The sequence below is a fragment of the Alcaligenes nematophilus genome (assembly GCF_026344155.1).
Classification (GTDB): Bacteria; Pseudomonadota; Gammaproteobacteria; order Burkholderiales; family Burkholderiaceae_B; genus Alcaligenes; species Alcaligenes phenolicus.
This window is the reverse complement of the sequence record NZ_JAPKMZ010000008.1, coordinates 13,763-27,856: the sequence shown is the minus strand read 5'-3', so window position 1 is coordinate 27,856 and position 14,094 is coordinate 13,763. Positions and strand designations below refer to the sequence as shown.

Genomic DNA, 14,094 nt, shown 5'->3' with positions numbered 1-14,094 from the left:
CCCTGCCAATATTGCAGCCAATGGCACACTAGAGCGTGCAAGCCTCCAAAACCGAAATATCGCGAATAAAACGACAGCGAGCCGACTACCTCAATAAAGACAAAGACTTAGCCTGCCCACCCCTGAAAGCAGCGCCAACATGCCAAAACTTTTGTGCTGTCCCTCTATGAAAACTTGCACACTTCGCAAAATACATGCTATATTCTTTTTCTCTGGTCCCCGATAGCTCAGTCGGTAGAGCGACGGACTGTTAATCCGCAGGTCCCAGGTTCGAGCCCTGGTCGGGGAGCCAAGAAAACCATTGAAATCAGCCCATAGCATTTGCTTTGGGCTGATTTTTTTTGTCCCTGCAAAACGCGTCTATCCCATCACGAAGCAACGGCGCCATTAACATTTGGACAAACAAAATCCCTCAGCCCAAAAAAGACAGCGGGACTGCATGTTGATGCAGCCCCGCTGTGGCTCTTTTCCCCTGACCTAGCCCCTGCCCGGGACGATGCCGCCGCTGCTAACGCACTACGTCGACCCGGAACTGGCAGAATCAGTCAGAAAGATCAGAAACGGTGCGTAATACCGACCGTGGCAACCGTGCTCTTCAGATCGCTGTAGTAGCCGATGTTGCGAGCGTAAGAGCCAATCGCGTACAGATTGGTGCGCTTGGACAGGTTGTGCAGGTAGCCAGCGCTAAATACGTGCTGGGTCTTGGCATCATCGGTACTGCGTGGAGTCGAGCGTGGATCAGCCATGGTCCAGGAAGCCAGAACCGAGCCGGCCTTGCCTGTAGGAACTGTCACGCCCAACGCGTAGGAGTTGACCTTCAGGTCTTTATGCAGGCCAGGACCAAACTGTTCGGTTTGCAGCGAGCCACCGATGTAACCATTGCGGCTTTGGCCAAAGGCAGCATGCAGCGTGGCAAAGCTGAATTTGTAGCTGGCAGCCAGGTTCCAGGAGCTGACATTACCGCTTTGAGCCGCGACCAGATTACCGCCTTGCTCACGAGCCGAACCATAACGGGCCTGGTCAAAGCTCAAGGCCGCTTTCAAAGGACCATTGGTGTAACGCATGGCCACGCTAAAGGCTTTCACGTTAGCGTCGTCGCTGTTGATGGCATTGCCAGTCAAACCGCTACGATCCCACTTTTGTGCGCCGTTGGTGTTGAAAGAGTAGCCAGCACCGAACTGGAAGCCGGAGAACTCGGGGCTCTGGTAGGCGACCATATTGTCGTAACGAACCGTGTTGGCCGCATCAAATGCAGCACCCACGCCGTACTGGTAGCCGTTGCCACCAAAGGGACTGGCTACACCGGCAACGTACAGGGAAGTCACGGTAGTTTGACGGCCCAGATCCACACGGCCCCAGGATTCGCCGCTCAGGCCCAAGGTGGCTTGACGACCAAACAAGCGGTTCTGGCGCATATTGCCATCGCTCAGATCAAAGCCACTTTCCAGCATGAAGTTGGCTTTCAGACCGCCACCCAGATCTTCGCTGCCCATCAGGCCCCAGCGGTTACCCATCCAACCCTGATCGTACAGACCAAAACGGCTTTGTTTTTCTGCGCCGCCTTTCAGGTCGCTCCCCTTCCACTGCTCGTAGCCCAGGCCTGTATCCACCACGCCGTACAAGGTCACGTTCGATGCGGCGTAGGCGGGAACCGCCAATACAGGCATCAACAAGGCTGCCAAGATAGTTTTTTTCATGTTCTCTGTTCTCTGTAAACGTCTGAATGCCGGATTTCTTATCGTTGTCCGACTCTTGATCAAGTGCTGGGCACTGCCGCCTGAAAAGCTGATTTTTCGACGCCAAACCCCTGCACCACCTCCTATTTCTTGAAGCAAAACTGCTCAACAGATCAGCCCTGAAGCAGGGATGAAAGGGGCTTGATAGTTGAGACACATATACTGCAAGTATTTATATTTCAGACATAAACAATATTGATGTCAATAAACTGAATCCAGCGTGGTTACTGGGTTTCATACGCATTTTCCCTAGTTTTTCACCTACAGAGAATTCAGCAAAAAATGGGCTAAACAGGCGCAAAGCCAATAAACAAAAGGCTTGCAACCATTTGCTACAAAGCGGGCTTATAAGCCTTATTGACCAGACGGTATGTTCCCAACGGAAAAATCAGGATTTACGCCTATTGCCAAGGCCACATCCAGTTTTGCGTATATGAAAATACATTTCCCATAAAATACCTCTTTACAATCTCGATAGCTTTACCCTATAATTATTTTCTTTGCTGGTCCCCGATAGCTCAGTCGGTAGAGCGACGGACTGTTAATCCGCAGGTCCCAGGTTCGAGCCCTGGTCGGGGAGCCAAAAATACAAAAGCCCAGCTACGTAAGTAGCTGGGCTTTTCTACGTCTGGCCTCATGAAAAAAGCCTCTTGATTGCTCAAGAGGCCTTGTCTGCAAGATCACTATCCAGAATCGCTTACTTGGCTCCTGCGGGTGTGATGCTGATCTCATACGGCACGAAGTTCTCCACCTCCAGCAGATCCTTGGCCAACAAATCAACACGCTCGCCATTCATCACTGCAGTCGCTCCCGTCACCACCACCCGCAAATTCTGATCGCAAGCGATTTCGTTATACCAATAACCAGTGGCATAGCGATCGGCACTGGAACTTCCAAAATCGTCCACCTCGATCACATCCTCGGCCACCAGCTTATTGTTCTTCTTGCTTAGCACCTGAATATGAACCCTCAGCTGCTGCACCGGCTCCATTTGGGAATCAAAAGTAAAGTTCGCAGCGCACATTCCCTGATTCGCAAAGACCGTATCGGAATGCCACATCTGCACCGCCTGTGCCTGGCCAGCCATCAAACTACCCAGCAGCATGGCCCCTGCAGCCAGCTTCACACTTTTACGAAAATCCACATTGCCCTCTCTTTTGCAATAGAAGCCCAAGCGCTCTTATACACAAAAAAGAGAATGACCGCTGTGTTTGCAACATACGCTTCCAGAAACGTCCAGTTTGCAACACTGAAGTATTTCACTCCATAGGCTGCGTAACTGGCGATAATGCAGCATCCTGATTCCTATCCCGGTCTGTCGCGCCGGAACCTGCCGATTATTTCGCTGCTTGCACTCTTTTATGCTTGATACTCTTTTCCCCTTTTTAGGGGGGCTTGGCCTTTTCCTGATTGGCATGATGCTGCTGTCCGAAGGACTGGTGGCTTTTGCGGGTGGCTCTCTCAAGCAGATCCTGCTGGCGTTTACCGGCAGGCCCATCAAGGCCTTTGCTTCCGGTGCCCTGATTACCGCACTGGCCCAATCCTCTACCGCCACCACCGTCACACTGATTGGTTTTGTCAGTGCGGGCCTGATCTCCTTTACACAAGCCATAGGCGTAGTCATCGGTGCCAGTCTGGGCAATACCGCCACCGGCTGGATCATCTCCGGTCTGGGCCTGAAAGTGAATCTGGGCTTTTACACCCTGCCGTTGATCGGCTTGGGTGCCCTGCTCAAACTACTGGCCCCCGGTCGCTATAAGGAGCTGGGTCGGGCACTGGCGGGCTTTGGCACTCTATTTCTAGGATTGGGCATGCTGCAAGACGGCATGCAAGGGCTGGCAGCCAGCTTCAGCCTGGCCCATATGCCGACAGGAGGCTATGGCGCACACCTGTTGATCATGCTGACTGGCCTGGCTCTAACCGCCGTGCTGCAATCCTCGACCGCCGCAATCGCCATGACCTTGACCGCATTGGATGCCGGTGCCGTCAGCTTTGACCAGGCCGCCGCCATTGTCGTGGGTGCCTCCATAGGCACCACCCTGACCGGCGTACTGGTTGCGATCGGTGGCACCATTTACGCCAAACGCACGGCCATCGCCTACATTCTGTTCAACGTTATTGCCGGTCTATTGGGGCTGCTGATCCTGCCCTTGTTCCTGAAAGCCATGTACGCCACAGGCTCCTACATCAACGTTCCTCCCGGTGCATTGGGACTGGCGGCCTTCCATAGCCTGTTCATTGGCCTGGGGGCCGCCTTGTGCCTGCCCTTTACCCAGCAGTTTGCTCGCTGGGTACAAGGCCTGGTACCCGATCGGGCTGCCCGCCCCCAGCACCATCTGGACGACAGCTTGCTGCAAGTACCGGCCCTGGCCCTGGAAACCACACAACGCACCCTGGAAGAGTTGGCCCAGCGCCTGCTGAACCTGTATCAGCACAGTCTGAACATGAGCCGCCCCAGCACCGCCACTGCCGACCTGCAGCAAATCGAGACAGTCCTGGATCAAGCCTACGAATTTGTATTGCGCATCCCCAGCGCTGCCGATGATCCCGCCGTTGCCGCCCGTATCAGCGCGCTCTTGCACACCATTGACCATATGCAGCGCCTGCGCAGCCGGCTGCAACATCCGCCCAGCACGGACCTGCAGGACAATCGTTACCAGCAAGCCCAAACCCTGGCCACAGCGCTAAATACCCTGGCGCAGCAGGGCCTGCACGGACAAGCTCCTGGTGATTGGCTAGAGCAAGTACAAGCCAGAGCCCAGGCCCTGGCTGATTTGTTAAGCGCCGTTCGCAGTCAGCTTCTAGCCGCGCCACAAAGCCATGATGATGTCTCACGCACCTTGCGCATCACAGACACCCATCGCTGGTTCGAACGCAGCAGCCAGCATGTCTGGCGCAGCAGCTATTACTTGCAGCGGGCTCGCCAACCGGAGCAATAAGCCCCAAGCCCATGCATCAACCCGGCTGGCGCCGCTACCCGCAAGCAGGCGCCCCCAGCTTACCCTTCATACTTAAAGCAGCTTTTGGGGCTCTCCTGCCGCGCAAAACTCATATGACAAGAATATGCAAAACAAGCGTGTTTTAAAGCCCACAGAAACCCAATAAACAGATACCAAGCGCTCATAGTAAGGATTCCCCCTTACAATCGGCTCAAATTCACGCTAATGGAAAAACTCCATGTCCACCCGGCCAAATCTACAATTCCATACCTTTTTGCTTTTGCTGGCCGCTGTATCCGCTGCCTTTGTCTGGATACTTCTTCCCTTTTATGGAGCCGTATTCTGGGGTGCCGTTCTGGCTATCTTGTTTACCCCTTTACAACGCAAACTGCTGGCTAAAACCAAAGGCCGGCGGTCTCTATCTGCCCTGATCAGTTTGCTGGTCATCATTTTGATCGTCATTATTCCGGTCATCCTGATTTCCATTTCCCTGGTTCAACAAATCGCCTCTTTGTACGATTTGATGAATAGCGGTCAGCTCAATCCGGGCGCCTACCTGCAAAAAATACTGAATGCCCTGCCCCCTAGCGTGACGGATTTTGCCGCTCGTTTTGGTCTGCATGACTTTGCATCCCTGCAAGAGAAGTTCTCTGAGTTTGCCGTGCAAGGCGGCCAGTTCCTGACGAAACAAGCCCTGAACGTTGGCCAGAACACCTTCCAGTTCCTGGTCAGCCTGGGCATCATGCTGTACATGCTGTTCTTCCTGCTGCGCGATGGCGTGGAGCTGGGTCGTCATTACCGCCAGTTGATCCCTCTGAGCGAGGGCCAGAAAACTCATCTGTTCCGCAAATTCACCACTGTGGTACGCGCTACCGTCAAAGGCAATATCGCTGTGGCAGCCACCCAAGGTGCGCTGGGCGGGGTCATGTTCTGGTTCCTGGACATTCAAGGCGCACTGTTCTGGGGTGTGCTGATGGCCGTGCTGTCCTTACTGCCTGCCGTGGGCGCCTCGCTGATCTGGGCTCCGGTTGCCATCTACTTCTTTGTCTCGGGCCACTACGTTCCCGGCATCATCCTGACCGCCTTTGGTATTTTGGTAATCGGCCTGGTAGACAACCTGCTGCGCCCCCTGCTGGTGGGTAAAGACACCAAGATCCCGGACTACGTGATCCTGATCTCCACCCTGGGCGGCTTGTCGATTTTCGGCCTGAACGGCTTTGTGATTGGCCCGCTGATCGCCGCCATGTTCATTGCCTGCTGGGACCTGTTCCCTTCAGCCGTCAGCGCCCGCGTGGAAGCGGAAGAGCAAGAAAGCAACGGCAAATAAAAACAGGCCAGCTTTGCGGCTGGCCTGCCAATAGTCCAAGCAAACAATCCCAGGGCCTGTTCCATGCTTGATCAAAAGCACAGAACAGGCCCTTCTTCATTTCATCAAGTCCGCAGCACGGGCAGGAACACAATCCAGATATTGACGGCCAAGGCCAGGAACCACACCAGCGAACGCAAGGTGGCCTTGTCCATTATGTACATCAGCAAATACAGCACGCGCAGCACAATCCAGGAAATCATCAGGTTTTGCACGCGCAAGGCGTCCGCCCCCGACCACAAGGCCAACAAGACAGCCGCGTAAAAGAACGGTAAAGCCTCAAATGCATTGGCCTGCGCCGCATTGGCCCGACCACGCCAGCCCGACAGGCTGGCCAGCCACGGACGAGGCTCATGATTCGTAAAGCCCGCCCCACCGGCTTTGGCACAAATCGCCGCCAACCAAGGCAAGAAAGCCGCTACCACCAAACTGATCTTGATCCCCAGCATCGTCGTCCCCTTCACAGGCTGAAAACGCCCAACATAGCACGCCGCAGCCCAAATGCGTGCGCAGAATTTACAAACCCGAAAAAAACAGGATATACTTATCGTCTTAGGTTAGCCGATGTAGCTCAGTCGGTAGAGCAGCTCATTCGTAATCGCGACGCGGCTGCTTTGACTTATGAGGAAAAAGCTATATACGGCAAAGACTTAGGACTGCCGCCAGGTTACCGCCTCGGTAGTTCAGACACGATTTAAACAAGTTTCGGTTTCAGCCGGCATAGCTCAGTTGGTAGAGCAGCGCATTCGTAATGCGAAGGTCGGGGGTTCGACTCCTCTTGCCGGCACCACTTGAAGTAAAAAGGCCACCCCTCACCGGGTGGCCTTTTTACTTCCCCGTCACCAACACTCAAATCCAGGAAAGTACAGCCCTACACTACGGTGTAGGGTTTCTCTTGCTGTCCCTGCGGAGGTGTGCGAGAATTCCATTACACCACAGTGTAAGGTAAAATAATGACCACCAATCCTCAACTCTTTTGCCCGATTCGGGGTGCTCTCAAGGCCAAGCTGAAAGCCAAGGACGGTTTGACGTTCACGGAAGAAAAGCGGCGCATTGATTGCATCAACTTTTTATTGTCAAAGGGATACCCGAAAGAGCGGATTGAATCCGAGACGGTGGTTCTCAGGTTCGGGCACAAAGGAAAGAACTCTTTGCGCGCTGATGTCGTGGTCTACGACAGGCCTGTGGCTGCCGTGAAACTGCAGCCAGAAGGAAAGCGCCGGGAATATATGAAAGTGGTGGCCGAAATCAAACGCGACTCTGCTGACGCCGAGTCCGCCAAAACCAATCAGCTCAAGCCAGCCCTAGAACTTGCTGTCTCCAAAGATGCTCTCGGCATGTATTGGGATGACGTCGAGCAATCTGTTTTTTTCAAAGAAGACAAAGGGACCCATCAAGAAATCAAAGAAGTTTCCATTGCCATGCTGCCGGCCTTCGGTTCGGCGTTTGGTGCGAAAGATATTCACTACAACGATCTGAAGCCTGCTTTCGATCTAGTCACGAGGTTTGCCAAACTTGATGACGTTCTGCATCAAGCGGGGCATACCAAAGATGATCGTTACCAGATTCTTTTTCAAGTACTGCTCGTCAAGATTTTTGACGAGCAAAGCAGCAAGGCAGCAAATGGGCGAATGCTTCTGCAAGACTTCAGCATGCAAAAGCACTCGGACACAGACGTGGTAGGTATTTTTGAGTCCGGGCTCTCCCAATCTCTGGCGATTTATGGTCCTCTGCTGCCCAAAAAGCCATCGAAAAAAATTGCAAGCACAGGCTCAACATTGAAGGATGTAGCCAAAATCCTGTGCCCAATCAATATCCTCGGTTCGTCTCCCCAAGTACTGCAAGATTTTTTCATGTACTTTGGCCGATTCCTCTACAAGGTCGATCTAGGTCAATATTTCACTCCATACGAAGTGATCGACTTGGTTGTGCGTATAGTCAATCCAAAATTTGGAGATCTGATTAAAGACCCTGCTTGTGGTACTTCTGACTTCCTGGTGGGTGCAAAGAGAATTGCAGCAGAACGACATAAGGCAGATGTGTCGGCCCAACTGTATGGTGTTGACATTGCAGATATGGCAGTCAACCTCTCTGTCTTTAACATGATTCTCAACGGAGATGGCCGATCCAATATCACGACCGGTGATAGTCTGAAAGAGGTGAGAAAGCACGAAGGTAACTACACGGTTGCACTTTGCAACCCTCCCTTTGGAACCCGAATTGTTGAGAAAAGAAAGGACGTTCTAGCACTGTACGAGATGGGCACGGAGGATAGTGGTGGAAAACGCATTCCTCTCGCCTCCCAAGAAACCGGTGTTCTGTTCGTCGAAGTTTGTCTGAAGTCGATTGCCCCAGGAGGCCGTGTTGGCATCATTTTGCCCAATGGCTATCTAGGAAATCGAAGCCCGCGCTATACAGAGTTTCGGAAATGGCTCCTGCGCCACGCTCGCATTGCAGCAGTGATAGGGTTTCCTCGATTTACGTTCAAAAAATCTGGTGCCGACGTTTCTGCATCAGTTGTCGTTTTGGAGAAACGAGAAACCCCGTTGACCGATGCCAAGGCTAGTGCTGATTTTCCAATTCACTTTAACTTGGTTGAGAAAGTCGGCTGGGATCTACAAAGCAAGCGATCTGGTCGCATATATAAGCGCGATCCAAATGATGGGTCAGTCATATTGGACGAATCCAATCAGCCCGTTCTGGATGCTGACTTCAATCGGGTTCTAAACGATTTGTATTCCTCAACAGTTGTTGATGCGTTCCCATGGCTGGCCGCTGGGGTTCCCGAGGCTAACTCCTCTGGTGGCTGGACAGTGCAAGCGTCAGAGGTTCTAGCGCGAGAAGATCTCTGCCTTGACCCAAAGTTCTGGAGTCCTAAGCACGTAGCTGTGTGCGATGCCATTCTTGGCGGAGCGCACTTCAAGATAGAAAATGTCTTACGACCAGTGAATCGGCGTCCGAAACGATCCTCCAGCACCGTATATAGGTATGTAGAGATTGAGAAGATTTACGAAAACTTCGGGGCCTATATATCGGAGAACTACTATGGCTGGGCATTGCCCGATCGTGCCAAATTGGCAGCAGCTCCAGGTGATGTTTTCATTGCAAACATCTGGTCAAGCGCCGGAAAATGGATGATGGCTGGGGATGAGGCGAAAGACGGCAAGTTGCTTGTTACAACAGGGTGCACGCATTTCGAGGTTATCCCTGGACAAGAAGCGTTGCTGCCTGACTTGATTTTTGGCCTATCTTCCGAGGCTTTCAGAGTTCAAATGCGTGCTCGTGCTACCGGATCAGATGGACTGTCATCTGTTGCGACTGAAGATATTGGGAAAATTGTGCTACCGAAAATCAGTACAGCTGGCGTCAGAACTGCGATTGAAGAACGCATCAAAGAGGTTATGGCTGGACAAATGGTTCTTGCTCGAGTTGTTAAGAACGAACTAGAAGCCCATATGCCGGCAGCTAGCATTCAGCCTAGGTCAGCCCACGTAGTCCAAGTTTGACGGCTGGCTGAGTATCCCACTCTGACCCGAGATAGGCCGCACGATCTCACCAGGCGGCCCGTGCCGCGTTAGGGTACGTCGGCCCTGATGCTGAGCACCAGGGCCGAGAACGACCTCCGGGACTCACCTAAACGAACGCAGATTCGTTGGTATCTGCGCGCGGTAATCTCAGGCAATATTTGATCTGTCGGCGCCACCAGCCACCGACGCTCGGCTTTCGGCGGCCCAAACAGCCGAGGCCCGCCCCGACTGACTGACGGGATAACGGGTCCATCTCTGCGACGCACAGCAGGCAGTCCCCTCGCGGCATTCGCTGCGGCGGGAACGACTGACCTGGAGCGCAGAGATGCCAGCCTACGAATCCCCCCAACTCTCCCCCGAGCAGCTCGCCGAGTTGCACGCCCTTCCCGATGATGCGCTTGCCACCGCCCAAGAGGCCGCAGCGTTCCTCCGTCTGAAGTACGGCACGCTTGCTTGGTATCGCTGCCAGGGCGGCGGCCCGAAGTTCACCCGCATCGGCCCGAAGCTGATCCGCTACCGCATGGGCGACCTGCGCGAGTACGCCAAGGGCCAGCCGATGGGCGAAGGCGTCCGCAAGGCTGGCGCCGCGATGCTTGCCACCCGCACCGCTAACGCGGAGGGCTGAACCATGTCCGCAAAAGAAAACGCCCACGGCGGACAAGACCGTGGGCGCAAGGAGTTGCCCCTGGAGAGTGGGCGCAAGTATGAACAGCAGGTCAATCTTGCCGCCGCGACCCTCCGCAATACGCCATCGTTCGAATCCGCCGATGACTACCGCCGTGTGCGTCTGGAACTGATCCCCTTGCGCCGCCGCGAGAAGATGCCAGCCGACCGCCGCTGGCAGGATCGCGCCTACGACCACGGCGAGACCCTGGCTCGCGCGAAGCGCGATGGCCTGAACCTCGGCGTTCGCCTGCCACCCGATGTGGTCGTGGTGGACGTCGATCCGCGCAACTTCCCCGCCGACCGCGACAGCCTCGCCGAACTCGCCCAGGCGTCGGGCCTTGATCTGCGCTCCGCCCCGCATGTGCTCACCGGCAATCTGGAGCACCCCGGCCACCACTACTATTTCCGCAAGCCTGCGGGCGTCGTGCTGTTGGAGAGCGTGGAAGGATTCGAGGGCGTCGAACTCAAATCCGCAGGCCGTCAGGTGGTCGCGGCCGGATCGGTGCACCCGACAGGCGGCATGTACCGGTGGGCTCCCGACTCGCCGCCGCTGCACGACATGCCTGACCTGCCCGTGCGGCTGGTCAGGCATGTCGCCCCGACCGTCCCAAGGGAAGTGCGGCAGGTGTAGGAGAGCTCACGCCCGACCAGCTCGCCAAGACCCTGGAGCAGCTCGACCCGTGCGACTTCGGCAAGGGCGAGCACGACCGCTGGAAGGACTTGATGATGGCCTGCCACTTCGCCACCGACGGCGAGGGGCGGCAGGAGTTCATCGACTGGTGCATGGGCGACCCCACCTACGACGACATGGAGTGGGTCGTCGGCCGCCGCTGGGACTCGCTCCACAGCGACCGGGGCGAGGAAATCACGACCGCCACCCTGCAGATGTTTCTGAACGACGTTGGCGGTGGTATCGCGCCACCTGAACCCGAAGACGACTTCGAGGTGTGGGACGAGGTGGAAGAACCTGCCCAGCCGACGCAGCGGTGGCGTTTCCTGAGTATTGACGAACTGGAAGCCTTGCCGCCGCCTCGGTGGCTTGTGCCCGGCGTTCTGGTCGAGGGCAGCCTCGCGGCCATCTACGGCGCGCCGGAGTCCGGCAAGTCGTTCCTCGCGGTGGATATGTCGATGGCCGTCGCCAGTGGCCTGGACTGGCACGGCCGCCCTGTGGAGCGTGGAGCCGTTCTTTACATCGCGGCCGAAGGTGCACCAGGTCTTGGCAAGCGCGTCCGTGCCTGGAAGGTCGAACACTGCGCGCAGGGGCGTGAGTTCGCGTTCCACCTGATGCGCGACGACCTGAACCTCGCGGCGGAGAAGGATGGCGGCGTGCGCAACTTCGTCCAAGCCGTGACCGACGAATTGGGGCCGCTTCGCCTGATCGTCATCGACACCCTGAACCAGACGGCCGCAGGTGCTGACGAGAACTCGGCGAAGGACATGGGGCGGTACATCGCGAGCATGAAGCGGTTGCGTGATGCGACAGGCGCCGCCGTGGTCGTTGTTCACCACTCAGGCAAGGACCTGAGCAAGGGGATGCGCGGCAGCACTGCGCTGCTGGGTGCGATGGACACCACGGTCGAAGTGGAGCGGGCAACCGATGGGCGCTCACTGGTCGTCACCGTGAAGAAGCAGAAGGACACCGAGCGCGATCCCCCGCTACGCTTCAACATGGAAAAGATGGCCGACTCTCTGGTGCTGCGTCCCACCGTAATGATTGACGCGCCGGGTGACTTTGATGGAGTGATGGACCCGATCTTGGAGCTGGCACGCCAGGCTGCACAAGAGCGCGGTGGCAGCATTGCGTTGAAGGAGCTTGCAGAGATCGTCTGCAAGCGTGACGGTGGGGCCGATGCGACGGCACGGCGGAAGATCAAGAGCGCAATCCCCGACGGACGCGGCAACGCCAGGGTGTCGGTTGATGGGATCCTAGTATGGCTTGAACCCATGGACACGCGCAATCCGAAGCTTGGAATCTTGGTCAGGACGGAGGGGTGACAGCCGAATTTCGATTGTCAAGGGGCGCGATTTTCGAACTTCGATTGTCACCGCCCCTGACAATCAGAAAGTCACCGAAAGTCAGTTTCAATTGTCAGCGCGACAATCTAACCAGATCAAGGACTTAGGCCAATTTCGGCCACCCGATTGTCATTGCGAAAATCACTGGAGGATTTGATTGTCACGGCGGTCGTCAGTCTATAGACGACGACCGTGACAATCGGACTGACTATCGAAAAATCGAGATCAGCCCTGCACCGATAGCGGGTGGTCGAGCGTGGTCATCATTGCTGGGCCACTGCGATGTCGGCGCCAAACCTCGTCCATCCTGGCCCTCGCGCGCGAGGCCGAATCCTCGGTCACTGCGCCCTCCAATCAACAGGCAGCACGCCACCTCATCCCAAGTCTTTGATCCACATGGAATAACGCTGGCTCCTCGCGCGCGGTAAACACGACAGGATCACGTCGTACACCAGTTTTGAGGAGCGCACGCATGTATCCCAACACCTTCACGCCAGAGCGGCGCGAGGTGTTCTTCCAGGTTCTGGAGGACACCTGCTCGCCGAAGCAGGCGGCCGCAGCGGCGGGCGTCAGCAGGGCGACCGCCTTCTATCACAAGGCCAATGACCCCGAGTTCCGCGCCCGCTGGGAGAAGGCCATTGAGGTCGCGCTCGACGCCCTACTCGATGAAGCATACCGCCGTGCAGCCATCGGCTACGAGGAGCCCGTCATCCACGGCGGGCAACTCTCCACCGTCACCGACGAGGAGACCGGCGAACAGAAGCCACTGACGGTGCGCAAGCACAGCGACCGCTTGCTGGAGGTCCTGCTCAAGTTCCGCTATGGCGATCAGATAGCGGACCGTCTGCGCGTCAAGGTCGAGGAAAGCAGCGGCCTGGATGCGGCAGCCCTGCTGAAGATGCCAAGCGAGGACCGCAAGGCTCTGACCGAACTGCTGGCGAAGTACGAAGCCAACAAGGAGCGCGAAGATGGCGGAAGCTAAGAAACTGAGCGTGGCCGAAGCATTGGCGCAAGCCGAGCTGATCGAAGGCACGCTCGACCGATTCGAGCAGACAGCGCCTGAGGCTGTCGAGGCCCTGGGCGGCCGTGATGCACTCGCTGCGTGCTCGGAGATGACGTGCATCGGTCCTATGCCTCGTCTCGACGTTGCTACCTGGGCGAGCATGTCCAGGGAGTTCCAGGAGCGCCGCGAGTGGGAGGCGCGTGGTGAGTCTGGAGGCCATTCATGAGCGGCCAACCCGTCGAAGTGGCGTGCGTCGTCTATTCCAGCATCAGCGCGGCAGCGCGTGCCCACGGCATCAGTCAGCATGGGATGGAGTGGCGTATCGACTCTGATGCCTACCCCGACCACAAGCGCCTGCCTGTCATTCGGCGCCCCGCAGGCGACAACCTCGTCGGTCGCTTGGTTGTCGAACCTGAGCGCTGGCCGTTCGATGGCGACCTGTCACGCCGTGCGCCTGTCTTCGATCCCAACATCACACCACCCCGTCTCGTGCGTCGTGTCGGCTGGCTTCGCTGCATGCTGTGCAGCCGTCCCCACTTCTCGGAGGATGTCGTCGGCATCCGTATCTGCTTTGAGTGTGGAGGGGGCGGCAGCGTCCCCATCGGGCGCATCTCGGACTTCGACGACGAGACCCCCTGATTGGGTATCAGTCGGTCAGCCCATCCAAGCCATTGATCCGCTTGCCAGTCCGCGCAGTAGCGCTCCGACGGAACACGGCCTGACAAACGTTGGTATCGCCGACCAGCGCGCCACGACACATTGAGAGCATTCCGGCCGCGCACTGGCGTGCGGCCTTCCCGAATGGCTCGGGGTGATCGCACATGCGGCCGGAGACCCCAAA

Annotated in this window: 12 protein-coding genes and 3 tRNA genes; 12 read left to right on the top strand and 3 right to left on the bottom strand. The window is 56.4% G+C overall.

Going from position 1 to position 14,094, the window contains the following annotated elements; genetic code table 11:
- Window positions 1-216: 216 nt before the first annotated feature.
- A tRNA-Asn gene (locus OSH04_RS18275) sits at window positions 217-292 on the top strand.
- A 262-nt stretch (window positions 293-554) separates the two neighbouring features.
- On the opposite strand, the gene OSH04_RS18270 is transcribed toward OSH04_RS18275, so the two are convergent.
- Window positions 555-1,697, bottom strand: coding sequence for a porin (locus OSH04_RS18270; RefSeq protein WP_266109018.1), 1,143 nt, complete (start codon window positions 1,695-1,697; stop codon window positions 555-557).
- A gap of 546 nt (window positions 1,698-2,243) precedes the next feature.
- Between OSH04_RS18270 and OSH04_RS18265 the strand changes: the two genes are divergently transcribed.
- Window positions 2,244-2,319, top strand: a tRNA-Asn gene (locus tag OSH04_RS18265).
- Between the two features lie 114 nt (window positions 2,320-2,433).
- Here OSH04_RS18265 and OSH04_RS18260 read toward each other — a convergent pair.
- A complete protein-coding gene (locus OSH04_RS18260) occupies window positions 2,434-2,880 on the bottom strand; it encodes an IrmA family protein (RefSeq protein ID WP_035268971.1) in 447 nt (148 codons plus the stop codon).
- A 217-nt stretch (window positions 2,881-3,097) separates the two neighbouring features.
- Between OSH04_RS18260 and OSH04_RS18255 the strand changes: the two genes are divergently transcribed.
- Entirely contained in the window at window positions 3,098-4,675 is a 1,578-nt protein-coding gene (locus OSH04_RS18255) for a Na/Pi cotransporter family protein (protein WP_266109017.1), read from the top strand.
- A 238-nt stretch (window positions 4,676-4,913) separates the two neighbouring features.
- Window positions 4,914-6,002 (top strand): AI-2E family transporter, encoded by a 1,089-nt coding sequence (locus OSH04_RS18250; RefSeq protein ID WP_035268966.1) that lies wholly within the window; start codon window positions 4,914-4,916, stop codon window positions 6,000-6,002.
- A 104-nt stretch (window positions 6,003-6,106) separates the two neighbouring features.
- On the opposite strand, the gene OSH04_RS18245 is transcribed toward OSH04_RS18250, so the two are convergent.
- Entirely contained in the window at window positions 6,107-6,490 is a 384-nt protein-coding gene (locus OSH04_RS18245) for an MAPEG family protein (protein WP_021446846.1), read from the bottom strand.
- Window positions 6,491-6,755: 265 nt separating this feature from the next.
- Here OSH04_RS18245 and OSH04_RS18240 point away from each other — a divergent pair.
- The 8 genes from OSH04_RS18240 (at window position 6,756) to OSH04_RS18205 (ending at window position 13,892) form a co-directional block, all read left to right on the top strand.
- Window positions 6,756-6,831, top strand: a tRNA-Thr gene (locus OSH04_RS18240).
- 163 nt (window positions 6,832-6,994) lie between these two features.
- Window positions 6,995-9,547: an HsdM family class I SAM-dependent methyltransferase gene (locus tag OSH04_RS18235; protein WP_266109016.1), complete on the top strand. Its 2,553-nt coding sequence runs from the start codon at window positions 6,995-6,997 to the stop codon at window positions 9,545-9,547.
- Between the two features lie 346 nt (window positions 9,548-9,893).
- Window positions 9,894-10,193, top strand: coding sequence for a helix-turn-helix domain-containing protein (locus tag OSH04_RS18230; RefSeq protein WP_266109015.1), 300 nt, complete (start codon window positions 9,894-9,896; stop codon window positions 10,191-10,193).
- Window positions 10,194-10,196: 3 nt separating this feature from the next.
- A complete protein-coding gene (locus OSH04_RS18225; RefSeq protein ID WP_266109014.1) occupies window positions 10,197-10,865 on the top strand; it encodes a bifunctional DNA primase/polymerase in 669 nt (222 codons plus the stop codon).
- Between the two features lie 32 nt (window positions 10,866-10,897).
- Complete coding sequence (locus tag OSH04_RS18220; RefSeq protein WP_266109071.1) at window positions 10,898-12,229, top strand: AAA family ATPase; 1,332 nt, start codon at window positions 10,898-10,900, stop codon at window positions 12,227-12,229.
- 493 nt (window positions 12,230-12,722) lie between these two features.
- Entirely contained in the window at window positions 12,723-13,232 is a 510-nt protein-coding gene (locus OSH04_RS18215; RefSeq protein WP_266109013.1) for a hypothetical protein, read from the top strand.
- Window positions 13,219-13,479: a hypothetical protein gene (locus OSH04_RS18210; RefSeq protein WP_266109012.1), complete on the top strand. Its 261-nt coding sequence runs from the start codon at window positions 13,219-13,221 to the stop codon at window positions 13,477-13,479. The genes OSH04_RS18215 and OSH04_RS18210 overlap by 14 nt, the downstream gene beginning before the upstream one ends.
- Complete coding sequence (locus OSH04_RS18205; protein WP_266109011.1) at window positions 13,476-13,892, top strand: hypothetical protein; 417 nt, start codon at window positions 13,476-13,478, stop codon at window positions 13,890-13,892. The genes OSH04_RS18210 and OSH04_RS18205 overlap by 4 nt, the downstream gene beginning before the upstream one ends.
- Window positions 13,893-14,094 lie beyond the last annotated feature (202 nt).